The following is a 20,935-nucleotide window of genomic DNA, read 5'->3' as shown; positions in this document are numbered from 1 at the left end:
CCGGGTTCCATGCGATGATCGTTTTTCCCTGTTTTGATGCCACGCCATGACCGACCTTATCGCCACCACCGCCGGCCAGCGCGCCGCCTTTTTGTGCGGCAAATCCTGGACTGCCTACGTCAGCACCTTCCTCATTGCCGTGCTGCTGTTCTTTGCCGCCCTGCCGCTGGCCTTCAAGTACAACGCGCGCGCCGCCTTCGTGGTGCTGATCGGCTCGGCGCTGATCGTCGGCTACCGCCTGCTGACGATCCGCAGCTATCAGCTGTACATTGATGAGGCGGGCGTGTGGCTGGCCTCCGGTATCTTGCCGTGGAAAAAGAAACTGACGGGCGTCAAATGGCGCGACATGGATGAAGCCGTCTATGAAACGAACTTCTGGAGCTGGCTGTTCCAGTCCTACACGGTGCGCGTCAGCCAGCGCTACACGCAGGAAACGGAAATCCACGCCACCGGCATGGCGCGCGGCAAGGATGCCGTGGCGGCCATCAATGCGCGCCACCAGGAATTGCTGCACGGCAGCGCCATCGTCGTCTAGCGCGGCGCGCTCCCGGCGCAAAAAACTGCGCAGCGGCGGCAATTAATGCTAATCTTTGGGCCGCCCAGGCAAGCAAGGCCAACCTTTCAATAGTTGTTTGTTATTCATATTGTCAGTTTATTCTTTCCTTACAATGACAAACAGCCAAATATTCAAGAGATAAACTATGCTGATCAAAAATAAAGTTGCGCTCGCCGCATTGATGATGGCCTTTACCCTGACACCGGCCAGCGCCGCCAAGAAGCCGCAGAAACAAGGCAAGGCAACGAGCAGCAGCAGCAAGAAGAAAACCGTCGCCAAGAAGGCGGCCGTCGTCACGGCGGCCACGGCAGCGACGGTCGCGGCCGTCGCCAGCGAGAACAGCAGCGACCGCTCCATGAATAACCTCAGCGGCCAGTTCCTCACGGCCCTGTGGCGCCTGGACCCGGAAAGCGCGATTTCGGTCGGCAAGTACGATGGCGCCGCCAACCTGAGCATTCCCGACGCGGCCAGCCGCCAGAAGCAACTGGCCTTCATCGAAGAATGGCTGGGCAAGTTCGGCAAGCTGAATGCCGGCAAAATGTCTGACAAGCAACGCACCGACCTGGCCTTGCTGACGAATAAACTGCAATCGGACCGCTGGTATCTGACCACCTTCCGCGAATTCGAATGGAATCCCGCCCAGTACAACGTGGCCGGTTCCATCGACTTCATCCTGAACACGGAATACGCGGCCCAGCCGCAGCGCCTGCGTACCTTGCTCAAGCGTATCGCCACCGTGCCGCAATACTATGCGGCCGCCCGCGCCAGCATCGTCAACCCCACGCGCGAACACACGCAGCTGGCCATCGCCCAGAGCGCCGGCGTGCTCAGCGTGCTTGACGACCTGAACAAGGCGGCGCAGGGTTCCATCCTGACGCCGGCGGAAAAACAGCTGTACAACGCCCGCATCGCCGCAGCCCGCACGGCCGTGCAAGGCTACGCGGCCTGGCTGAAGGAACAGGATGCCGCGCTGGCGCAGAACGGCAATGCGCGCTCCTTCCGCATCGGCAAGGAGCTATATGAGCAAAAATTCGCCTACGATATCCAGGCCAGCGTCAGCGCCGAGCAGATGTACCAGAAAGCCCTGGCCGCGCGCGAAAAGTTGCTCGAGCACATGGATAGCCTGTCCGACGAGCTGTGGGTGAAAACCATGGGTACTACGGCCAAGCCGGCGGACCGCACGGCGAAGATCGGCATGGTGATCGACAAGCTGTCCAGCAAGCACGTGGCGCCAGCCGATTTCGTGCCGGAAATCCGCCGCCAGATCCCCGAGTTGCAGGAATGGGTGACCAGCCACAACCTGCTGACGATGGACCCGAAAAAGCCGCTGGTCGTGCGTGAAACGCCCGCTTACCAGCGCGGCGTGGCCGGCGCCAGCATCGAGGCGCCCGGCCCGTACCGCCCGCAGGACCGCACCTATTACAACGTGACGCCGCTCGATGGCGAAACGCCGGAACAGGCGGAAAGCAGCTTGCGCGAGTACAACCACTGGATCTTGCAGATCCTGAATATCCACGAAGCCATCCCCGGCCACTACACGCAGCTCGTGTACGCCAACAAGTCGCCGTCGCTGGTCAAGTCGATCTTCGGCAATGGCGCCATGATCGAAGGCTGGGCCGTGTATGGCGAGCGCATGATGCTCGAATCGGGCTACGGCAACAACGCGCCGGAAATGTGGCTGATGTATTCGAAGTGGAACTTGCGCAGCGTCACCAACACCATCCTCGACTACAGCGTGCACGTGCTGGGCATGACGGAAGCGCAGGCGCTGGACCTGCTGACGCGCCAGGCCTTCCAGACCAAGCGTGAAGCGACGGAAAAATGGCGCCGCGTGCAGCTGAGCTCGGTTCAGCTGACCAGCTATTTCAGCGGCTACAGCGAAATCATGGACTTGCGCGAACAGCGCAAGCAAGCGCTGGGCAGCAAGTTCGTGCTGAAAGATTTCCACGAGCAATTCCTCAGCTACGGCAGCGCTCCCGTGAAAGTCATCAAGGAATTGATGAATTAAGCGGCGCTCGCCGTCAGCTTGCAAAGGGCGCCGCGGCGCCCTTTTTACATGCGTTTGCGCCGCCGCAAACCACCGGCTGCCCTGCCCATTAAGCTGACGGGAAGGCAGGCGCCACCGCACTCCTCACTGGCAATCGCCGCTTTTTCTGCTAGGCTGGATTTCAGGAGCGTCCATGCATATGCCCATCCAGTTCGACACCCTCGATTACGCCAAACGCCTCGCCTCGGCAGGCGTGCCCGTGCAGCAAGCGGAAGCCCATGCGGCGGCCCTGGGCGATGTGCTGGGGTCGGCCGTCGTCGTGCATGGCGAACTGGCGGCGCTGGAGCGCAATCTGCTGGGGGAAATCAAGCTGGTGTCGCAAAGAGTCGACACCAGGGTGGGTGCCCTTGATGTGAAAATAGATGCGCTGGAACTGAAACTCGATAGCAGAATAGATGCACTTGAACGGAAGTTCGATGCCAGATTCGATAATTCCGAGCAAAAATTCGATGCGCGCCTGGAACGCATGGACTTGCGCCATGGCGCGGACATGAAACACGTGTACTGGATGATGAGCACCCTGATCCTGCTCAACCTGGGCATCCTCAGCAAGCTGATGCTGCAGTAAGCGCACACCAACTTTCTCGACAATGAAAAAGCCGCTGCTCCCGGGGGAGGTCAGCGGCTTTTGCCTGTGTGGCTTGCTTACGCCTAGGACGCTTCTTCCGGCGCCTGGGTGGCCTTGACGAAGATGGGCGCCACCAGCAAGCCCAGTTCGAACAACAGGCACATCGGGATGGCCAGCGAGAACTGGCTGACCACGTCCGGCGGCGTGACGATGGCGGCAATGACGAAGGCGCCGACGATGATGTAGGGGCGCACTTCCTTGAGTTTCGCGATGGAAACCAGCCCCATGCGCACGAGGATCACCACCACCACGGGCACTTCGAACGTGGCGCCAAAGGCCAGGCACATCGACATGACGAAATCGAGGTAGTTTTCGATATCGGGCGTCACCGCGATCGACGACGGGGAAAAGTCGCTGATGAAGTGAAACACGCGGCCAAACACAAAGAAATAGCAGAAGGCCACGCCGGCCATGAACAGCAGGGAAGACGAGATGACCAGCGGCGCGATCAGCCGCTTTTCATGCGTGTACAGACCGGGCGCGATAAACGCCCACATCTGGTACAGCACCCAGGGCAAGGCGACGATGAAGGCGATCACCAGCGTCACTTTCATCGGCACGAGGAACGGCGAGATGACGCCGGTGGCGATCATTTTCGAGCCGGCCGGCAGCGAGGCGATCATCGGCGCCGCAATGAAATCGTAGATATGCGATGGGCCGGGCCAATAAAACAGCACGGCGCAGACGACGGCGATGCCGATCGACGCCTTGACCAGACGGTTGCGCAGCTCGACCAGATGCGAGATAAAGGTTTCTTCCACCGGGGATTTGCTACTCATGAGTAAAAGGAGGAGGAACTGGCGCGCGGACGGAAGCGCGCCACGCGGGCGGCGGCCGACTGCACGTGCTGCTTGCCGCCATGGCGCTGCTTGTACCAGCCAGGGATGGCGGAATTGCGCACCAGTTTCTTGCGGCGGAATTCGCGCGCCTTGCGGGCCAGGTCATCGTTGGTGGCGCGCAGCATGGCTTCATGGGCATCGTGATGCCCCTCATATGCACTGGAATCGCCGCGCCAGGCGTTTTCCACCTCGGCCAGGTTGCCGGAGATCGAGTTTTCCACGCCATGCATGGATTTCTCCACGCTTTGCTTGACGGAATGGGCCGCCTCCTGCACTTCCTTCTGCAGGTTTTTCAGCTCTTCCATTTCAATTTCGCGCGAAACTTCGGATTTCACCTGGTTCAGGTAGCGTTGCGCGCGGCCATACAGGGTGCCGGCCATGCGCGCCACTCTCGGCAACTTTTCAGGGCCGATGACTATCAACGCAACGACGCCGATGATGGCGATTTTAGAGAGGCCGAGATCGATCATAAGCGGACAAGGGCTGTTACCGGACGAGGCAAGCGCCCCGCCACGCTATCAGAACTTGCTTTTCTCTTTCGTTTCGACGTCGATGGTGCTTTTGTCGGCCACTTGCGATGGCGCAGCAGGAGGGGTATTGGCTGCCGGCGCGTCATCATCGCCCTTGACGCCATCCTTGAAGCCTTTGACGGCCTTGCCGATATCACCGCCGATATTGCCCAGTTTCTTGGTGCCGAAGACCAGCATCACAATGACCAGAACGATCACCCAGTGCCAAATACTCAATGAACCCATCACATTCTCCTTGCGGGACGGTGCCCGAATAGCGTCAACCAATGCCGGTAGTATACACGCGAACCCGGCGCACGGCGAAATCAGTGCTGGCCGCGCCAGGGACGGGGACCGCCGTACACATGCATGTGCAGGTGATACACCTCTTGCCCGCCGTTCGGGCCGCTGTTGATCATGGTCTTGAAGCCGCCGGCAGGCGTGCCGTCGGCGTCATAGCTGACGGCGCAGCCGAATTCGGCGGCGAGTTTCGGCGCCAGGCGCAGCAGCTTGCCCAGCATGTCCGTATGGCTGTCATCGCAGTCGGACAGGGTCGCCACGTGGCGCTTCGGGATCAGCAGCAGATGCACGGGGGCGGCCGGGTTGATGTCCTTGAAGGCCAGCAGGTCCTCGTCTTCATACACGATGGTCGAGGGGATTTGTTTTGCAGCAATCTTGCAGAAAATACAGTTATCCACGCGTTCTCCGGTCAGGTCAGTGTTTGTCTGTTTCGCCAGCGTCGCGCAGCTCATCCTTGCGCGCCGCCTTTTCTTCCAGGCCGGACAAGCCTTCGCGGCGCGCCAGCTCGTCGAGCACCTGCTGCGGCGTCAGGTCGAACTGCGCCAGCATCACCAGCGAGTGAAACCACAGATCGGCGCATTCGTACAGGACCTTCGACGGGTCGTTGTCGCGGCGCGCATCCTTGGCGGCCATCACGGTTTCCGTGGCTTCCTCGCCGATTTTTTTCAGGATGGCGTCATCGCCCTTGGCGAACAGGCGCGCGACATAGGACGTGGCGGGGTCGCCGCCATTGGCCAGCTTGCGCGATTCGATCACGGCGGCCAGGCGTTTTAACGTTTCACTCATTTGCTCTTGCTTTCCGCGTAAATCGTCTCGGGGTCTTTCAGGACGGGGTCGGTGATCTGCCATTCGCCCGTTTTTTCGTCGCCTTCGAACTTCTGGAAGAAGCACGAATGGCGGCCCGTATGGCAGGCGATGCCGCCGGCTTGCTCGATTTTCAGCAAGACTACGTCTTCGTCGCAATCGAGACGGATTTCCAGCACCTTTTGCGTGTGGCCCGATTCTTCGCCCTTGTGCCACAGTTTCTTGCGCGAACGGCTCCAGTAGACGGCTTCGCCCAGCTCCACCGTGCGCGCCAGCGCGTCGCGGTTCATCCAGGCGAACATCAGCACGTCATTGCTGCCCGCTTCCTGCGCGATCACGGGCACCAGCCCGTGCTCGTCCCATTTGACCTTTTTCAGCCACTTGGCATTGCTTGCTACGATGGTTCCGTTCTGCATGTTCTTCTATCCCGCTGATATTGACTTGCTTGTCTTTACGCCAGACGCATGGGGATGCCCTGCTGCGCCATGAACTGCTTGGCTTCCTGCACCGTGTGCTGGCCATAGTGGAAGATGCTGGCGGCCAGCACGGCGTCCGCGCGGCCCACCTTGATGCCGTCGACCAGATCCTGCAAGCCACCCACGCCGCCCGAGGCGATGACGGGAATGCTGACGGCGTCGGACACGCCGCGCGTCAAGCCCAGGTCGAAGCCCACCTTGGTGCCATCGCGGTCCATGCTGGTGAGCAAGATTTCGCCGGCGCCCAGGCTTTCCATCTTTTTGGCCCATGCGAACGCGTCGAGCCCCGTGGCCGTGCGGCCGCCATGGGTAAACACTTCCCACTTGCCGGGCGACACCTGTTTGGCGTCGATGGCGACGACGATGCATTGCGAACCGTGCTTTTGCGAGGCCTCGTACACCAGTTGAGGATTCGTCACGGCCGAGGTGTTGATGCTGACCTTGTCGGCGCCCGCGTTGAGCAGCCGGCGCACATCTTCCACCACGCGCACGCCGCCGCCCACGGTCAGCGGAATGAACACTTGCGATGCCACCGCTTCGATGATGTCGAAGATCAGGCCGCGGTTGTCGCTCGAGGCGGTAATGTCGAGAAAAGTGATTTCGTCGGCGCCCTGCTCGTCATAACGGCGGGCAATTTCCACGGGGTCGCCCGCATCGCGCAATTCCGTGAAGTTGACGCCTTTGACGACGCGGCCATTGGTCACGTCGAGGCAGGGGATGATACGTTTTGCAAGCATGATGGTATCCAGATTGTCGTCAGGCCAGGGAGCGTGTTCGCGCCCCGGCCGGGCAGGCTTAAACGGCGGCGTCGGTCAGTTCGTCGGCGCGTTCCTGCGCCTGCGCCAGGTCGATCGTGCCTTCATAGATGGAACGGCCGCAGATCACGCCTTCGATGCCTTCGGCCTGGACGGCGCACAGCGCTTCCACGTCGCCGATGTTGTGCAGGCCGCCCGAGGCGATGACGGGGATCTTGACGGCTTGCGCCAGCTTGACGGTGGCCTCGATATTGATGCCGCCCATCATGCCGTCGCGGCCGATGTCCGTGTAGATGATCGATTCGACGCCGTAGGCTTCGAATTTTTTCGCCAGGTCGATCACTTCGTGGCCCGACATCTTGCTCCAGCCATCCGTTGCCACCTTGCCATCCTTGGCATCGAGGCCGACGATGATGTGGCCCGGGAAGGCGCCGCAGGCGTCGTGCAGGAAGCCGGGGCTTTTCACGGCCGCCGTGCCGATGATGATGTAGGTGATGCCGGCGTCGAGATAGCGCTCGATGGTGTCGAGGTCGCGGATGCCGCCGCCCAGCTGCACGGGGATTTCCTCGATGTCGTTTTCCACGGCGAAATCCTGCACGGCCTTCAGGATGGCTTTCACGGCGCCTTCGTTCTTCGGCTTGCCGGCAAAGGCGCCGTTCAGGTCGACCAGGTGCAGCCGGCGCGCGCCTTGCATCAGCCAATGGCGGGCCATCTCGGCCGGGTCTTCGGAAAATACGGTGGCAAGTTCCATATCGCCTTGTTTCAGGCGTACGCAGTGACCGTCTTTCAGGTCGATGGCGGGAATAAGCAGCATGGTCAGTGTGATTTAAAAGTGAGTGAGAGGCGGAAAAAAAGCCGGAGAGCCAACGTTAAGGTTGCCAGTGAACGAAGTTCTTGTACAGCTGCAAGCCAGCGGCAGCACTTTTTTCAGGGTGAAACTGTGTCGCGAAAATATTATCACGGGCGACGGCGCAGGCGAACGGCGCGCCATAGACAGTCTCGCCCACCGTGTGCGCTGCCTCTTGAGGTTGAGCAAAATAGCTGTGCACAAAGTAAAAATACGCGTTATCGGCGATGCCATCCCACATGACATGGGACGCCGTTTGCCGCACTTGGTTCCAGCCCATTTGCGGCACCTTGAAGCGCGAGCCGTCTTCCTGTACCTGGCCGTCGAGCTGGAAGCGCACGACTTTGCCTGGCAGCAAGCCCAAGCCGGCCGCGTCGCCCTCTTCGCTGCCGTCGAACAGCATTTGCTCGCCGATGCACACGCCCAGCACGGGCTTGCTGTCGGCGGCGCGCAGCAGCGCCTCCAATACGCCCGATTCGCGCAGGCTGCGCATGCAGTCGGGCATGGCGCCCTGGCCCGGCAGGACGATGCGGTCGGCGCTGTCGATGTCGGCAGCGACACCGGAAATGCGCACGTCGGCTTCCGGCGCCACGGCACGCAGCGCTTGCGCCACCGAGCGCAAATTGCCCATGCCGTAATCCACCACCACAATTTTATTCATGTTTGATCCCGGAATCTACAATATAGCGAGAGCGGCGCTTACAGGCTGCCCTTGGTCGATGGAATGATGCCGGCCGCGCGCTCGTCGAGCTCGGCAGCCATGCGCAGCGCGCGGCCAAAGGCCTTGAACACGGTTTCGCACTGATGGTGGGCATTCGTGCCGCGCAAGTTGTCGATATGCAATGTCACGCCCGCATGGTTGACGAAGCCGCGGAAAAATTCCAGGGTCAGGTCAACGTCGAAGCCGGCGATCATGGCGCGCGTAAACGGGATGTGGTATTCGATGCCCGGGCGACCCGAGAAATCGAGCACCACGCGCGACAGCGCCTCGTCCAGCGGCACGTAGGCGTGGCCATAGCGGCGGATGCCCTTCTTGTCGCCGATGGCCTTGGCCACGGCCATGCCCAGGGTGATGCCCACGTCTTCCACCGTATGGTGGTTGTCGATATGCACGTCGCCCGTCGCTTCGATATCGAGGTCGATCAAGCCGTGGCGGGCGATCTGGTCCAGCATATGGTCGAGGAAGGGCACGCCGGTATTGAGCTTTTGCTGGCCCGTGCCGTCCAGGTTGAGGGCGACGCGAACTTGCGTCTCATTGGTGTTGCGCGTGATTTCTGCGGTGCGGTTCATGGGAGGCTCTGGCGATAGGCTAAACGAGGGATGCCTTGAAGGCATCGTAAAAAAGGGAATTTTCTTCCGGGGTGCTGACGCTGATGCGCAGGCAATTGAGCAGCGCAGCATGCATTTTACTCATATTTTTAATTAAAACCCGGCGGGCAAGCAGTTTTGCGCAAACATCGTCGGAATCCGCCACACGAATCAGAAGAAAATTTGCCTTCGAGGGGAATACCGTCACGCCGGGCAGTTCCGCCAGGCGCCGCGCCAGTGCGTCGCGCGCGCTGTTGAGCAGGGCCGCCTGGGCGTTGAGCACGTCGAGGTGCTCGAGCGCGAATTCGGCCGCCGCCTGCGTCAGCACATTCACATTGTAGGGCGGACGCACTTTCTCAAATTGCGCCAGCAAGGCCGGCGCGGCCGACATGTAGCCGAGGCGGATGCCGGCCAGGCCCAGTTTCGACACGGTGCGCATCACCACCAGGTTTTCGAACTCGGGCAGGCGGCCCATGAAACTGTGCTGCGCGAACGGCTCATACGCTTCGTCGACGACGGCGATGCCGGAGTCGCCCAGGGCGCCCAGGATGCGTTCGATGTCGGCAGTGGCAAACAGGTTGCCCGTCGGGTTGTTCGGATACGCGAGGAAGACCAGCGCCGGGCGGTGCTCTTCGATGGCCGCCAGCATGGCGTCCATGTCCAGGCTGAAGTCCGCGTTCAACGGCACGCCGACGAAATCCATGCCGGCAAACTGCGCCGAGCGCGCATACATGACGAAGGCCGGCACGGGCGCCAGCAGCACGGCGCGCTTGCCTGGCTCCTGATGCGCGCACGCCATGGCCAGGATGGAAATCAGTTCATCGGAGCCGTTGCCCAGCATGACCTCATAGCCGGCGGGCACGCCCAGATTGGCGCAGATGGCTTTTTGCAGGCTGGCGTACGACGGCGGATAGCGGTTCAGCGCCACGCCGGCCAGGCGCGCGCCCAGTTCCTCGCGCAGATGCGGCGGCAGCGGATACGGGTTTTCCATCGCATCGAGCTTGATGTAACCGCTGGCATCGGCTACCTGGTAGCTTTTGACGGCCCGCACATCGGACCGCACGGTGTTGCTGATTAACTGATCGAGGAAAGACATGCTGCAAACACTCCTGATGGAATTAAATGGAGACTAAATGACGACGTCTTCCGGCACGCTAGCGCTGCGCGCCTTGCGGGCCGGCGCTTTTTTCGCGGCGGGCGGCTTTTTCGCCGCCGCAGGCTTCTTGACGGCGGCCGGTTTTTTCGCTGCTGCCTTGGCCGGCTTAGTCGCGGGCGGTGCTGCCAGTTCCTGCGTCAACGCCGCCAATCGCTGTTCGATGATGGCGCAGTAATCGGGATTCAATTCAAAGCCGACGAAATCGCGCCCGCAGCGCTTGGCCGCCAGGGCCGTCGTGCCGCTGCCCATGAACAGATCGAGCACCACGCCGCCGGGCGGGCACGACGCCTTGACCATGCGCTCGATGATTTCGAGCGGTTTTTGCGTCGGGTGGTCGGCCCGTTCCGGGTGTTCCTTGTGCAGGCGCGATACGCTCCACAAGTCTTTCGGGTTGTAGCCCACTTCCAGCCATTTTGCGCCGATGAAGATCGAGCGCGAACGGGCTTTCTTGGTGGCCGCGTCGTAGGCGATGCGCACCGCGTCAAGGTCGAAGTAGTAATCCTTGCGCTTGACGAAGAAGCCGATGGTGTCGTGCACCGATGAAAAGCTGCGCACGCTGCCGCCCATGGACGGCACGCGGCGGTCCCAGATGATTTCATTCATCATCGCCATGCGCTGTTTCAGCATGACGAAGATTTCCGGCGAATAGCGCCAGGTCAGAAAGATATACAGGCTGCCGTTGGCTTTGAGCTTGGGCAGCGCCGCATCGATCCACTGTTCCGTCCAGCGCAGGTAGTCGGCCACCGACTGCTGGTCCGAGGCATTGCCGTAATCCTTGCCCAGGTTGTACGGCGGATCCGTCAGGATCAGGTCCACGGAGCCATCGGGAATGCGCGCCAGCCCCGCCAGCGCATCCTCGCAATAGACCCGGTTGACCCAGTCCGGCCGATCCGCCATCGTCGTCATGGCTGCGGCTTCAGACGCAGTTCGGCGCTGCGCGCGTGCGCTTGCAAGCCTTCGCCATACGCCAGGGTGGCGGCGACACGGCCCAGGGTTTGCGCACCCGCTTCGCTGACGTGGATGATGGACGAACGCTTCTGGAAGTCATACACGCCCAGCGGCGACGAAAAACGCGCCGTGCGCGAGGTGGGCAGCACGTGATTGGGACCGCAGCAATAGTCGCCCAGCGATTCGGACGAGAAGCGGCCCAGGAACATGGCGCCCGCGTGGCGGATCTGCTCGGCCCACTGCTGCGGGTTTTCCGCCGAGATTTCCAGGTGCTCGGCCGCGATGCTGTTGGCGATCTCGCACGCCTCCGCCATGCTGCGCACCTTGATCAAGGCGCCGCGGTCGGCCAGCGAGGTGCTGATGGTGGCCTGGCGCGGCATCGTCGGCAGCAGCCTGGCGATGCTCTCTTCCACTTTCGCGATGTAATCGGCGTCGGGGCACAGCAGGATCGCCTGGGCCAATTCATCGTGCTCGGCCTGCGAAAACAGGTCCATCGCGACCCAGTCGGGGTTCGTCGTGCCGTCGCACAGCACGAGGATTTCCGATGGCCCCGCGATCATGTCGATGCCGACGATGCCGAACACGCGGCGCTTGGCGGCGGCCACATAGGCGTTGCCGGGACCGACGATTTTATCCACGGCGGCGATCGTCTGCGTGCCGTAGGCCAGCGCGCCGACGGCTTGCGCGCCGCCGATGGTGATCACGCGCGTCACGCCGGCGATCGCGGCGGCGGCCAGCACCATCTGGTTTTTCACGCCATCGGGCGTCGGCACCACCATGGTGATTTCGCCCACGCCCGCCACGTGCGCGGGAATGGCGTTCATCAGCACGGACGACGGATACGCGGCCTTGCCGCCCGGGACATAGATGCCGACCCGGTCCAGCGGCGTGATCTTCTGCCCCAGCACCGTGCCATCGGGCTCGGTGTAGCTAAACCCGCGCAATTCCTCGCGCTGGCGTTCGTGGAAGGCGCGGATGCGCTGCGCGGCGATCTGCAGCGCTTCGCGCTGGGCCGATGGCAAGCCGTTCAGGGCCGCCTGCAATTCGGCTTGCGAAATATCGAAGGCCGCCATTTCCGCCGCGCCGCCATGGGGGATGCGGTCGAAACGGTTGGTGTATTCCAGTACGGCGGCGTCGCCGCGCGTTTTCACGTCGGCCAGGATTTTTGCGACCGACGTTTCAATCGCTGCATCGGTGCCCGCCTCGAACGCCAGCAAGGTGTCGAGCGATTGTTGGAAACCATCCTGGCTTGAATCGAGCTTGCGTATCTGTATCGGCATAATCGGCTTTCTGCTACTGAAGGTGTCTAGGCTTGCGAGGCGCGTTCAAACGCCTCGATAATCGGCTGCAAGCGCTCGCGCTTGAGCTTTAATGCCGCCTGGTTGACCACCAGGCGCGACGAAATTTCCATGATGTGCTCGACCTCGACGAGGTTGTTCGCGCGCAGGGTGCTGCCCGTGCTGACCAGGTCGACGATGGCGTCCGACAGGCCGACCAGGGGCGCCAGCTCCATCGAGCCATACAGCTTGATCAGGTCGACGTGCACGCCCTTGGCGGCGAAATGCTCACGCGCCGTGTGCACGAACTTGGTGGCCACGCGCAAGCGCGCGCCCTGGTGCACGGCCTTCTCATAGTCGAAGCCGGCCTGCACCGCCACCGACATGCGGCAGGCGGCGATATTCAGGTCGATCGGCTGGTACAGGCCTTCGCCGCCGTGTTCCAGCAGCACGTCCTTGCCCGCCACGCCAAAGTCGGCCGCGCCGTACTGCACGTAGGTCGGCACGTCGCTGGCGCGCACGATGATGACGCGCACGTTCGGATCGTTGGTGGCCAAAATCAGCTTGCGCGAGGTCTCCGGGTTTTCCAGCACCTTGATGCCGGCCGCTTCCAGCAGCGGCATGGTGTCCTCGAAAATGCGGCCTTTCGAGAGCGCCAGGATCAGCTGGGAGCTGTCGCCGTTGTTCGATCCGTTCATGCTCGTTCCTTTTCTTGTTTTTACTTGATGCGCACGATGTTCGCGCCGACGGCCGACAACTTCACTTCCATGCGGTCGTAGCCGCGGTCGAGGTGATAGATGCGGTCGATCAGGGTTTCGCCGTCGGCGGCCAGGGCCGCGATCACCAGCGACGCCGAGGCGCGCAGGTCGGTCGCCATCACAGGCGCGCCGCGCAGCTGCTTGACGCCGGCGATGATGGCCGTGTTGCCCTCGATGGTGATGTCGGCGCCCAGGCGGTTCATTTCCTGCACGTGCATGAAGCGGTTCTCGAAGATCGTCTCGGTGACGCGGCTGGCGCCGTTGGCGATGGTGTTGACGGCCATGAACTGCGCCTGCATGTCGGTCGGGAAGCCCGGGTATTCCGTCGTGCGGAAGCTGACGGGGTTCGGACGGGCCGACATCTCGGCGCGGATCCAGTCGGCGCCGAAGGTCATCGTCAGGCCCATGGCACGCAGCTTGTCGAGCGCCGCGTCGAGGATGTCCGTGCGCACGTTGCGCAGGGTGATGTCGCCGCCGGTGGCCGCCACGGCGCACAGGAAGGTGCCCGTTTCAATACGGTCGGCGATCACCGCGTGCGAGGCGCCGTGCAAGGACTCGACGCCCTGGATCACCAGGCGGCTGGTGCCGATGCCGTCGATCTTCGCGCCCATGGCCACCAGCAGGTGGGCCAGGTCGGTCACTTCCGGTTCGCAGGCGGCGTTTTCCAGGATGGTCTCGCCTTCGGCCAGGGTCGCGGCCATCAAGAGGTTCTCGGTGCCGGTGACGGTGATCATGTCGGTGACGATGCGCGCGCCTTTGAGCTTGGCGCACTTGGCGTAGATATAGCCCGCTTCGATGCGGATCTCGGCGCCCAGCGCTTCCAGGCCCTTGATGTGCTGGTCGACGGGACGCGAACCGATGGCGCAGCCGCCCGGCAAGGATACCTTGGCTTCGCCGAAGCGCGCCAGCATGGGGCCCAGCACGAGGATCGAGGCGCGCATGGTCTTCACCAGTTCATACGGCGCTTCCAGGGTATCGATGGCGCTGCCGTTGAGAACCACGCGGTCGCCGTCCTGCTGCACTTTCAGGCCCGTCTGGCCCAGCAATTTGAGCATGGTGGCCACGTCGTGCAAATGCGGCACGTTCGTCAGGTCCAGGTCGCCCGCGGTCAAGAGACCCGCGCACAGGATGGGCAGGGCGGCGTTTTTCGCGCCGGAGATGGCGATGTCGCCGTTCAGGCGGTTGCCGCCGTTGATGAGGAGCTTGTCCATGTGCTTATCCTTGGAATTCTTCAGGTGTCAGGGTTTTCATCGACAGCGCGTGGATTTCTTCGCGCATGCGGTCGCCCAGCGCCGCGTAGACGATCTGGTGGCGCTGGATCAGGCGCTTGCCAGCGAATGCGGGCGAGACGATCACGGCCTGGAAGTGCTGGCCATCGCCCTCCACTTCGAGGTGCGTGCATTCGAGGCCGGCCGACAGATAGCCGTGGATCAGTTCTGGAGTGGTGGTCACGATAAGTCCTTGATATTGAATAATGTAGTGATGTGATGTGCCGCAGTCAATGGCGCAATGAGTGTCGCAATCAGTGACGCAAACGATAGCCGCTTTTCAGCAGGCGGATCGACGCCAGCGCCAGGATCACGAGGAAGCCGGCGACGATGGAAAGACTGAGCCACGGGCTGACGTCGGACACGCCGAAGAAGCCGTAGCGGAAGCCGTCGATCATGTAAAAGAAAGGGTTCAGGTGCGATACCGTCTGCCAGAATGGCGGCAGCGAGTGGATCGAATAGAACACGCCCGACAGGAACGTGGCCGGCATGATCAGGAAGTTCTGGAAGGCGGCCAGCTGGTCGAATTTCTCGGCCCAGATGCCGGCGATCAGGCCCATGGTGCCCAGCATGGCGGCGCCGAGAAACGCGAAGACGACGATCCACAGGGGCGCGACAAACGACAGGTCGGCGAACCAGCAAGTGATGGCAAACACGCCAAAGCCCACGGCCAGGCCGCGCGCGACGGAAGCGAGTACATACGCCGAGAAGATTTCCCAGTGCGACAGGGGCGTGAGCAGCACGAACACCAGGTTGCCCGTGATCTTGGACTGGATCAGCGAGGACGAGGAATTGGCAAACGCGTTTTGCAGCACGCTCATCATCACCAGGCCGGGAATCAGGAAGGCCGTGTAGCTGACGCCGGGGCTCGGCTCGACGCGGCCGTCGAGCACATGGCCGAACACCAGCAGGTACAGCATCGACGTGAGCACGGGCGCGGCCACGGTTTGCGTCGCCACTTTCCAGAAGCGCAGCGTCTCTTTGTAGACGAGGGTGCGAAATCCTGTCGAAATCATACGGTACCTTTATCCATGATCTGCAAGAAGATATCTTCCAGGTCGGCTTGTTGCAATTGCATTTCATCGATCTCGACACCCGCCTCGCGCAGGCGGGCGAGGATTTTCTCGACTTCGCTGTATTCGTTGACGCGCAGGCTGAACTTGTTCGGCGCCTGCTGTTCTTCCGGGTGCAGCACCAGGTGCTGCAGGTCGGCCGGCAGGCTGCCGTGTTTCAGGTGCAGCTGCAGCTGCGAGCCGGCGATGCGGCGGATCAGGGCCGACATGGTGTCGAGCGCCACCACCTTCCCGCTTTTCAGCATGGCGACGCGCTGGCACATGGCTTGCGCCTCTTCCAGGTAGTGGGTGGTCAGCACGACCGTGTGGCCGCCTTCGCGGTTCAGGCGCGAGATGAACTTCCACAGGGTCTGGCGCAGTTCCACGTCGACGCCGGCCGTCGGTTCATCGAGCACGATGACGGGCGGCTTGTGCACCAGCGCCTGCGCCACGAGCACGCGGCGCTTCATGCCGCCGGACAGCGCGCGCATGTTGGTGTCGGCCTTGCCGGTGAGGTCGAGGTTTTCCATGACCTCGTCGATCCACTTGTCGTTGTTCGGCAGGCCGAAATAGCCGGACTGCAGGCGCAGGGTTTCGCGCACGGTGAAAAACGGGTCGAACACGAGTTCCTGCGGCACCACACCCAGGTTGCGGCGCGCGTTGCGGAAGTCCTTGACCACGTCGTGGCCATGGATCTTGACGGTGCCCGCGTCGGGGCGTATCAGGCCGGCGATGATGGAAATGAGGGTGGTCTTGCCGGCGCCGTTGGGACCAAGCAGGCCAAAGAACTCGCCTTCTTCGATGGCCAGCGACACGCCGCCCAGCGCCTTGAGCGATTTATAGCTCTTTTCTACATTCGTTATTTGAATTGCGGTCATGTGCTTGTTTCAAGTGTAATGCGTCTGGTGTGATGCGCCAGTTGCCGGAGACATCCATGCCGGCAGGCCGGTGCAGGGCGCCCCTTCAGGCGAGGACGGCGCAACAGTCAATTATAGTTGGAAACTTCGTGGAACACTTGGAGATCAATCCGGCGGCGCTGCTGGCCTGCCGGCTTGAAAGCTACTGCTGATGCGGGGAGTGGGACAGGATCAATGATGATGCAGGTCGGACGGGCTGCGTTCGGCGTGGCCGCCGGCGCTGCCGCAGTCGTCGGCCGTCAACGTGCTCGAAACGAGCGAGCAGACGCCATACAGCTTGGTCAAGTTTTTCAGGTTGTTCGGCAGGTTTTTCAGCTCCAGCACGGCGCCGGCATCCTGCGCCGCGCGCTGCCACGTCAGCATGACGGAAACGGCCGCCGAATCGACGGCCTTGACGTTGCGCAGGTCGAACTTGGTCTGACCCGAGCGGATGGCGTCCAGACCCTGCTCCAATGCCGAAGTGGCATTGTGCACGGTCAGGGAAGTCAGGGACTGCAAGGTGTCGAGAGAGTCGGGCATGGCGTCGGGCTGCGCTGGTCTGGAGCTGGGTCAGGAGCTATATGATAGCCGATTATTTGGCTTTGGCGGCGGGACGGCTGGCCAGGGCCTTGTTTTTCGCAGCCAGGGTCTTGATCAGACCATCGACGCCGCCTTTGCTGATCTCGCTGGCAAAGCTGCTTTTGTAGGTTTCCACCAGCCATGCGCCCAGCACGTTGATGTCATAGATCTTCCAGCCGGACGGGGTCTTCGCCACGCGGTAGTTCAGGGGCACGGGTTCGCCGCGCGCCACGTTCACTTGCGAACGCACTTCCACTTCCGTGTCGGCCGGGTCGGCGCGCAGCGGCTTGAATTCCACGGTTTCATTCTTGATCTGCGACAGGGCGCCCGAATACGTGTAGATCAGCAAGGTGCGGAATTCCGCAGCCAGCTGCTTTTGCTGGTCCGGCGTGGCGTCGCGCCAGTAGCGGCCGGCGGCCAGAGCCGTCATGCGCTGGAAATCCACGTAGGGCAGGATCTTGCTTTCCACCAATTCGGTAACGCGCTTGATATCGCCAGCCTGGATGGCCTTGTCGTTCTTGGCCGTGTCGATCACGTCCTGGCTGATGCGTTTGACCAAGACGTCCGGCGCTTCGACAGCAGGAGCGGCCTGGGCGGCGGTGGCAAAGGCGATGGTCGCCATCGCCAGCAGTTGTTTCATCAATTTCATGGTTCTACCTTTCATGGTGTTGCTATGCACCGGCTGGCGTTGATTCGCAGCCGTGGTGTTCTTGCATCCAGTTTACTCCTGGGGCTTGGCCTCGGAAGCAACGGTATTGCTACCAGATGTTACGAGGTCCGCTGGCGCCACCTCGGCGGCGGCCGTGGCCGCAGGCGCGTCATTGGCGGCTTGCGGTTTTGCCTCGTACTCCGGCTCGTAATCGCTGCTGTCGTTTTTTGGCACTTTGCGGTCGCGGCGGTCCGTATCACCGTCGAAAACCTTGCTTTCGCGCGCCTGCAGGAAGCCGTCGCGGATGAATTCATAGCGGTCCAGCGCGGCCGCTTCCATCAGGTTGGTCGCGTCGAGCAGCGCGGCGCGCTTGTCGACCACGCGCGTCACCGTGCCGATATTGCGCACATTGACCGGATCCTTGTAGCGCCATGGGTCGCCCGCGATATCGAGCGGCAAGGCCACCGTGTCGCGCACGGTCGACGGGCCCAGCAGCGGCAACATCACGTACGGACCCGACTGGACGCCATACCAGCCCAGAGTCTGGCCAAAGTCTTCGCTATGCTTGGGAATGCCGGCCTGCGACGCGATGTCGATCAGGCCGAGGATGCCGAAGGTCGAGTTCATGCTGACGCGCACGACGTCTTGCAAGCCCGCCTCACCCTTGCCTTGCAGCAGGTTGTTCACGGCACTCCACACATCGGCCAGGTTGCCGAAGAAGTTGCCCACGCCCGTTTGCACGAACGACGGCGTCACCTTCTTGTAGGCCGTAGCGACGGGCTTCAATGCCACCTGGTCGACGGTATCGTTGAACTTGAACATCGCGCGGTTATACCCTTCCAGCGGGTCGCGCGGATTGGTGCCGGTGGCGCAAGCGCTCACGCTGGCGGCGATGGTCAGGGCCAGGCCGATGCGCGCCAGGCTGCCTTGGGATTGTTTGGTCGACTCGCTCATTTGCTGTCCTTTCCTTCCGCTGCCTTGCTGTAGATGAACTGATTGATCAGGTCTTCCAGCACTGTGGCCGATTGAGTACGGGCGATCTTGTCGCCCTCTGCCAGATTCGCCAAATCGCCGCCTGCTTCCAGGCCGATATATTGCTCACCCAGCAAACCGGCCGTCAAAATCTTGGCCGAGCTGTCTTTCGGAAATTTGTAGCCATCTTCGATATCGAGTTTCACCAGCGCCTGATACGTCTTGTCGTCAAAGCGGATCTCCGCCACGCGCCCGACCACCACGCCAGCCCCCTTGACGGGCGCCTGCGGCTTGAGGCCGCCAATATTGTCGAACTTGGCCGTAATGGTATACGTCTTGCTGAAAGACAGCGAGCTCATATTGCCGGCCTTGAGCGCCAAAAACATCAGTGCCGCCACACCCAGCAAGACGAACAAGCCGACCCAGACATCCAAAGATTTACGTTGCATAAACAATCCTAAATAATTTTTACTTGCTGCCGCCTGTGCAACATCCTGCCCAGGCCCGCTGTTGTTCGCTGATCGGCAATTACTTGCTAAACATCAACGCCGTCATCATGAAATCGAGCCACCACACCATCAACGACGAAATGACCACCGTGCGCGTGGTGGCGCCGGACACGTCTTCCGGCGTCGGCTGTGCCTGGTACCCCTGGAACAGCGCGATGAACGTCACCGCGATGCCGAAGACCATGCTTTTCACATAGGTACCATTGGCGATATCTTTCCAGATATTCACACCGCCCTGCATCTGCGACCAGAACGAGCCTTCATCGACGCCGATCAGCACGACGCCCACCAGGTAGCTGCCGATGACGCCGACGGCCGTGAAGATGCCGCCCAGGATAGGCATGGCGATCACGCCGGCCCAGAAGCGGGGCGCCAGCACGCGCTGGATCGGATTGACGGCCATCATTTCCATGGCCGACAATTGCTCGCCCGCCTTCATCAGGCCGATTTCCGCCGTCAGCGAGGTGCCGGCGCGGCCCGCGAACAGCAGCGCCGTGACGACCGGACCCAGTTCACGCATCAAGGATAGCGCCACCAACTGCCCCAGCGACTGCGTCGCGCCAAAGGTGCTCAGTGTGTAATAGCCTTGCAGCCCCAGCACCATGCCGACGAACAGGCCGGACACGGCGATGATCACCACCGAGCGGCTGCCGATGTAAAACAATTGCTCGATGAGCAAGTGTGGCCGGCGCCACAGGCCACCCGAGGAGGCGATGATGAGAAAGAAGGAACGCACGGCAAAGCCGAGGTCTTGTACCGCATTGCGCAACCATGCTCCGATCGACGCCAGGAAACGCGCGATCATCGGCCTGCTCCCGCATGCAAGCCCAGGTCGTCGGCCAGCGACTTGCCCGGATAGTGGAACGGCACCGGACCATCGGCCTCGGCATTGACGAACTGCTTGACGTACGGATGCGTCGACACGGCCATCTGGGCCGGCGTGCCGTGCGCCACGATCTTGCCCGATGATAGAAAATACACATAATCAGCGATGGCGAAACACTCCTTCACGTCATGCGATACCAGGATAGACGTGGAACCCAGCGCATCGTTCAGATTGCGGATCAAATTGGCCGTCACACCCATGGAAATCGGGTCCAGGCCGGCGAACGGCTCGTCGTACATGATCAGTTCGGGGTCGAGCGCGATGGCGCGCGCCAGCGCAACGCGACGGCCCATGCCGCCCGAGATCTCGGCCGGCTTCAATTGCGCCGCATTGCGCAGCCCCACGGCGTGCAGCTTCATCAGCACCAGGGTGCGGATCAGCTCTTCGTTCAGATCCGTGTGTTCGCGCAGGGGGAACGCCACGTTCTCGAACGCCGTCAAGTCCGTAAACAGCGCGCCGTGCTGGAACAGCATGCCCATCTTGCGGCGCAGCTGATATAACTCGTCGGTTGCCAGCGTATGCACGATCTGGCCGTCCACATTCACGGAGCCGGAACTGGGGCGCAGCTGCCCGCCGATCAGGCGCAGTACGGTCGTCTTGCCACTGCCGGAGCCACCCATGACGGCCACAACTTTTCCACGTGGGAAATCCATTTGAAGGCCCGATAAAATCGAACGTTCTCCATAGGCAAAGTGTAAATCACGGATCTCAACAAGATTTGGCACGACGAAGCTCACTATTTTAATGGCGTATTGTAGTGCAGAAACGCCAACCTCTGCTGAGACACCCCTTGGGACAGCCCCGGAAAGGGGAAGAATACAACACTAATGAATCGAAAGTCAGATATTGTAGTGGAAATTTGACCTGCGCATCGCGCCACCATCCGCCGGCGTTCACGGCTGTCGACTTGCCAAGT

General features: G+C 61.7%; 27 protein-coding genes. 3 read left to right on the top strand and 24 right to left on the bottom strand.

Features of this window, described 5'->3' with window-relative positions:
* Positions 1-46: 46 nt before the first annotated feature.
* The 3 genes from ACQ4W4_RS22290 to ACQ4W4_RS22280 all read left to right on the top strand — a co-directional run bounded on the left by ACQ4W4_RS22290 (position 47) and on the right by ACQ4W4_RS22280 (position 3,171).
* Positions 47-535, top strand: a complete 489-nt coding sequence (locus ACQ4W4_RS22290; RefSeq protein WP_436543814.1) for a hypothetical protein — start codon at positions 47-49, stop codon at positions 533-535.
* Between the two features lie 169 nt (positions 536-704).
* Positions 705-2,564 carry a DUF885 domain-containing protein gene (locus ACQ4W4_RS22285; RefSeq protein ID WP_436543855.1) on the top strand — a complete coding sequence of 620 codons (1,860 nt, stop codon included), beginning with the start codon at positions 705-707 and terminating at the stop codon, positions 2,562-2,564.
* A gap of 172 nt (positions 2,565-2,736) precedes the next feature.
* A complete protein-coding gene (locus tag ACQ4W4_RS22280; RefSeq protein WP_436543813.1) occupies positions 2,737-3,171 on the top strand; it encodes a hypothetical protein in 435 nt (144 codons plus the stop codon).
* 83 nt (positions 3,172-3,254) lie between these two features.
* On the opposite strand, the gene tatC is transcribed toward ACQ4W4_RS22280, so the two are convergent.
* From tatC to ACQ4W4_RS22160, 24 genes are all read right to left on the bottom strand, one after another.
* Positions 3,255-4,010, bottom strand: a complete 756-nt coding sequence (gene tatC, locus ACQ4W4_RS22275; protein ID WP_035823092.1) for a twin-arginine translocase subunit TatC — start codon at positions 4,008-4,010, stop codon at positions 3,255-3,257.
* A complete protein-coding gene (gene tatB, locus ACQ4W4_RS22270) occupies positions 4,007-4,540 on the bottom strand; it encodes a Sec-independent protein translocase protein TatB (protein ID WP_436543812.1) in 534 nt (177 codons plus the stop codon). Before tatB ends, tatC begins: the two co-directional genes overlap by 4 nt.
* A 48-nt stretch (positions 4,541-4,588) precedes the next feature.
* Positions 4,589-4,825, bottom strand: coding sequence for a Sec-independent protein translocase subunit TatA (tatA, locus tag ACQ4W4_RS22265; protein WP_071075001.1), 237 nt, complete (start codon positions 4,823-4,825; stop codon positions 4,589-4,591).
* Positions 4,826-4,905: 80 nt separating this feature from the next.
* Positions 4,906-5,277 (bottom strand): histidine triad nucleotide-binding protein, encoded by a 372-nt coding sequence (locus ACQ4W4_RS22260; RefSeq protein WP_436543811.1) that lies wholly within the window; start codon positions 5,275-5,277, stop codon positions 4,906-4,908.
* A 16-nt stretch (positions 5,278-5,293) separates the two neighbouring features.
* Complete coding sequence (locus ACQ4W4_RS22255) at positions 5,294-5,665, bottom strand: phosphoribosyl-ATP diphosphatase (RefSeq protein WP_034753849.1); 372 nt, start codon at positions 5,663-5,665, stop codon at positions 5,294-5,296.
* Positions 5,662-6,099, bottom strand: a complete 438-nt coding sequence (gene hisI / locus ACQ4W4_RS22250; protein WP_070219635.1) for a phosphoribosyl-AMP cyclohydrolase — start codon at positions 6,097-6,099, stop codon at positions 5,662-5,664. Before hisI ends, ACQ4W4_RS22255 begins: the two co-directional genes overlap by 4 nt.
* A gap of 35 nt (positions 6,100-6,134) precedes the next feature.
* On the bottom strand, positions 6,135-6,896 hold the full coding sequence (gene hisF / locus ACQ4W4_RS22245) for an imidazole glycerol phosphate synthase subunit HisF (RefSeq protein WP_326459562.1): 762 nt from the start codon (positions 6,894-6,896) through the stop codon (positions 6,135-6,137).
* A gap of 58 nt (positions 6,897-6,954) precedes the next feature.
* Entirely contained in the window at positions 6,955-7,728 is a 774-nt protein-coding gene (gene hisA / locus ACQ4W4_RS22240; protein WP_070219639.1) for a 1-(5-phosphoribosyl)-5-[(5-phosphoribosylamino)methylideneamino]imidazole-4-carboxamide isomerase, read from the bottom strand.
* A 55-nt stretch (positions 7,729-7,783) separates the two neighbouring features.
* Positions 7,784-8,422 (bottom strand): imidazole glycerol phosphate synthase subunit HisH, encoded by a 639-nt coding sequence (gene hisH, locus ACQ4W4_RS22235; RefSeq protein WP_121670709.1) that lies wholly within the window; start codon positions 8,420-8,422, stop codon positions 7,784-7,786.
* A 38-nt stretch (positions 8,423-8,460) separates the two neighbouring features.
* Positions 8,461-9,051: an imidazoleglycerol-phosphate dehydratase HisB gene (gene hisB / locus ACQ4W4_RS22230; protein WP_010402123.1), complete on the bottom strand. Its 591-nt coding sequence runs from the start codon at positions 9,049-9,051 to the stop codon at positions 8,461-8,463.
* 19 nt (positions 9,052-9,070) lie between these two features.
* Positions 9,071-10,165 carry a histidinol-phosphate transaminase gene (gene hisC / locus ACQ4W4_RS22225; RefSeq protein WP_436543810.1) on the bottom strand — a complete coding sequence of 365 codons (1,095 nt, stop codon included), beginning with the start codon at positions 10,163-10,165 and terminating at the stop codon, positions 9,071-9,073.
* Between the two features lie 33 nt (positions 10,166-10,198).
* The gene (locus ACQ4W4_RS22220) at positions 10,199-11,131 is read right to left on the bottom strand and encodes a DNA-methyltransferase (protein WP_436543809.1); all 933 of its coding nucleotides are present in this window, start codon (positions 11,129-11,131) and stop codon (positions 10,199-10,201) included.
* Positions 11,128-12,453 carry a histidinol dehydrogenase gene (hisD, locus tag ACQ4W4_RS22215; RefSeq protein ID WP_436543808.1) on the bottom strand — a complete coding sequence of 442 codons (1,326 nt, stop codon included), beginning with the start codon at positions 12,451-12,453 and terminating at the stop codon, positions 11,128-11,130. The genes ACQ4W4_RS22220 and hisD overlap by 4 nt, the downstream gene beginning before the upstream one ends.
* 26 nt (positions 12,454-12,479) lie before the next feature.
* Positions 12,480-13,148, bottom strand: a complete 669-nt coding sequence (hisG, locus tag ACQ4W4_RS22210; RefSeq protein ID WP_034753828.1) for an ATP phosphoribosyltransferase — start codon at positions 13,146-13,148, stop codon at positions 12,480-12,482.
* A 20-nt stretch (positions 13,149-13,168) separates the two neighbouring features.
* Positions 13,169-14,419, bottom strand: a complete 1,251-nt coding sequence (gene murA / locus ACQ4W4_RS22205) for a UDP-N-acetylglucosamine 1-carboxyvinyltransferase (protein WP_152252794.1) — start codon at positions 14,417-14,419, stop codon at positions 13,169-13,171.
* Between the two features lie 4 nt (positions 14,420-14,423).
* Positions 14,424-14,660, bottom strand: coding sequence for a BolA family protein (locus ACQ4W4_RS22200; RefSeq protein ID WP_034753824.1), 237 nt, complete (start codon positions 14,658-14,660; stop codon positions 14,424-14,426).
* A 70-nt stretch (positions 14,661-14,730) separates the two neighbouring features.
* Positions 14,731-15,492, bottom strand: a complete 762-nt coding sequence (locus tag ACQ4W4_RS22195) for an ABC transporter permease (protein WP_099379209.1) — start codon at positions 15,490-15,492, stop codon at positions 14,731-14,733.
* Positions 15,489-16,406 carry an ABC transporter ATP-binding protein gene (locus tag ACQ4W4_RS22190; protein ID WP_436543807.1) on the bottom strand — a complete coding sequence of 306 codons (918 nt, stop codon included), beginning with the start codon at positions 16,404-16,406 and terminating at the stop codon, positions 15,489-15,491. The genes ACQ4W4_RS22195 and ACQ4W4_RS22190 overlap by 4 nt, the downstream gene beginning before the upstream one ends.
* Positions 16,407-16,616: 210 nt before the next feature.
* A complete protein-coding gene (locus tag ACQ4W4_RS22185; RefSeq protein ID WP_436543806.1) occupies positions 16,617-16,964 on the bottom strand; it encodes an STAS domain-containing protein in 348 nt (115 codons plus the stop codon).
* Positions 16,965-17,016: 52 nt separating this feature from the next.
* Positions 17,017-17,652, bottom strand: a complete 636-nt coding sequence (locus tag ACQ4W4_RS22180) for an MlaC/ttg2D family ABC transporter substrate-binding protein (protein WP_436543805.1) — start codon at positions 17,650-17,652, stop codon at positions 17,017-17,019.
* Between the two features lie 72 nt (positions 17,653-17,724).
* Positions 17,725-18,606 (bottom strand): MlaA family lipoprotein, encoded by an 882-nt coding sequence (locus ACQ4W4_RS22175; RefSeq protein WP_436543804.1) that lies wholly within the window; start codon positions 18,604-18,606, stop codon positions 17,725-17,727.
* Positions 18,603-19,073: an outer membrane lipid asymmetry maintenance protein MlaD gene (gene mlaD, locus ACQ4W4_RS22170; RefSeq protein WP_070219660.1), complete on the bottom strand. Its 471-nt coding sequence runs from the start codon at positions 19,071-19,073 to the stop codon at positions 18,603-18,605. The genes ACQ4W4_RS22175 and mlaD overlap by 4 nt, the downstream gene beginning before the upstream one ends.
* 79 nt (positions 19,074-19,152) lie before the next feature.
* The gene (mlaE, locus tag ACQ4W4_RS22165; RefSeq protein ID WP_436543803.1) at positions 19,153-19,938 is read right to left on the bottom strand and encodes a lipid asymmetry maintenance ABC transporter permease subunit MlaE; all 786 of its coding nucleotides are present in this window, start codon (positions 19,936-19,938) and stop codon (positions 19,153-19,155) included.
* Positions 19,935-20,744, bottom strand: a complete 810-nt coding sequence (locus ACQ4W4_RS22160; protein WP_436543802.1) for an ABC transporter ATP-binding protein — start codon at positions 20,742-20,744, stop codon at positions 19,935-19,937. Before ACQ4W4_RS22160 ends, mlaE begins: the two co-directional genes overlap by 4 nt.
* Positions 20,745-20,935 lie beyond the last annotated feature (191 nt).

The sequence above is a fragment of the Janthinobacterium glycogeni genome (assembly GCF_051380725.1).
GTDB lineage: Bacteria > Pseudomonadota > Gammaproteobacteria > Burkholderiales > Burkholderiaceae_D > Janthinobacterium.
This window is presented reverse-complemented; position numbering and strand designations above follow the sequence as displayed.

Bases quoted from the DNA above. Each gene is read 5' to 3' on its own strand.
- hisG (WP_034753828.1), bottom strand. From the start codon at position 13,148: ATGAACGGATCGAACAACGGCGACAGCTCCCAGCTGATCCTGGCGCTC.
- hisF (WP_326459562.1), bottom strand. From the start codon at position 6,896: ATGCTTGCAAAACGTATCATCCCCTGCCTCGACGTGACCAATGGCCGC.
- ACQ4W4_RS22195 (WP_099379209.1), bottom strand. From the start codon at position 15,492: ATGATTTCGACAGGATTTCGCACCCTCGTCTACAAAGAGACGCTGCGC.
- hisH (WP_121670709.1), bottom strand. From the start codon at position 8,422: ATGAATAAAATTGTGGTGGTGGATTACGGCATGGGCAATTTGCGCTCG.
- hisC (WP_436543810.1), bottom strand. From the start codon at position 10,165: ATGTCTTTCCTCGATCAGTTAATCAGCAACACCGTGCGGTCCGATGTG.
- tatC (WP_035823092.1), bottom strand. From the start codon at position 4,010: ATGAGTAGCAAATCCCCGGTGGAAGAAACCTTTATCTCGCATCTGGTC.
- ACQ4W4_RS22175 (WP_436543804.1), bottom strand. From the start codon at position 18,606: ATGAGCGAGTCGACCAAACAATCCCAAGGCAGCCTGGCGCGCATCGGC.
- mlaD (WP_070219660.1), bottom strand. From the start codon at position 19,073: ATGCAACGTAAATCTTTGGATGTCTGGGTCGGCTTGTTCGTCTTGCTG.
- hisI (WP_070219635.1), bottom strand. From the start codon at position 6,099: ATGCAGAACGGAACCATCGTAGCAAGCAATGCCAAGTGGCTGAAAAAG.
- murA (WP_152252794.1), bottom strand. From the start codon at position 14,419: ATGGACAAGCTCCTCATCAACGGCGGCAACCGCCTGAACGGCGACATC.
- ACQ4W4_RS22280 (WP_436543813.1), top strand. From the start codon at position 2,737: ATGCATATGCCCATCCAGTTCGACACCCTCGATTACGCCAAACGCCTC.
- ACQ4W4_RS22190 (WP_436543807.1), bottom strand. From the start codon at position 16,406: ATGACCGCAATTCAAATAACGAATGTAGAAAAGAGCTATAAATCGCTC.
- tatA (WP_071075001.1), bottom strand. From the start codon at position 4,825: ATGGGTTCATTGAGTATTTGGCACTGGGTGATCGTTCTGGTCATTGTG.
- ACQ4W4_RS22185 (WP_436543806.1), bottom strand. From the start codon at position 16,964: ATGCCCGACTCTCTCGACACCTTGCAGTCCCTGACTTCCCTGACCGTG.
- ACQ4W4_RS22180 (WP_436543805.1), bottom strand. From the start codon at position 17,652: ATGAAATTGATGAAACAACTGCTGGCGATGGCGACCATCGCCTTTGCC.
- hisA (WP_070219639.1), bottom strand. From the start codon at position 7,728: ATGCTGCTTATTCCCGCCATCGACCTGAAAGACGGTCACTGCGTACGC.
- mlaE (WP_436543803.1), bottom strand. From the start codon at position 19,938: ATGATCGCGCGTTTCCTGGCGTCGATCGGAGCATGGTTGCGCAATGCG.
- hisD (WP_436543808.1), bottom strand. From the start codon at position 12,453: ATGCCGATACAGATACGCAAGCTCGATTCAAGCCAGGATGGTTTCCAA.
- ACQ4W4_RS22290 (WP_436543814.1), top strand. From the start codon at position 47: ATGACCGACCTTATCGCCACCACCGCCGGCCAGCGCGCCGCCTTTTTG.
- ACQ4W4_RS22220 (WP_436543809.1), bottom strand. From the start codon at position 11,131: ATGACGACGATGGCGGATCGGCCGGACTGGGTCAACCGGGTCTATTGC.
- hisB (WP_010402123.1), bottom strand. From the start codon at position 9,051: ATGAACCGCACCGCAGAAATCACGCGCAACACCAATGAGACGCAAGTT.
- tatB (WP_436543812.1), bottom strand. From the start codon at position 4,540: ATGATCGATCTCGGCCTCTCTAAAATCGCCATCATCGGCGTCGTTGCG.
- ACQ4W4_RS22255 (WP_034753849.1), bottom strand. From the start codon at position 5,665: ATGAGTGAAACGTTAAAACGCCTGGCCGCCGTGATCGAATCGCGCAAG.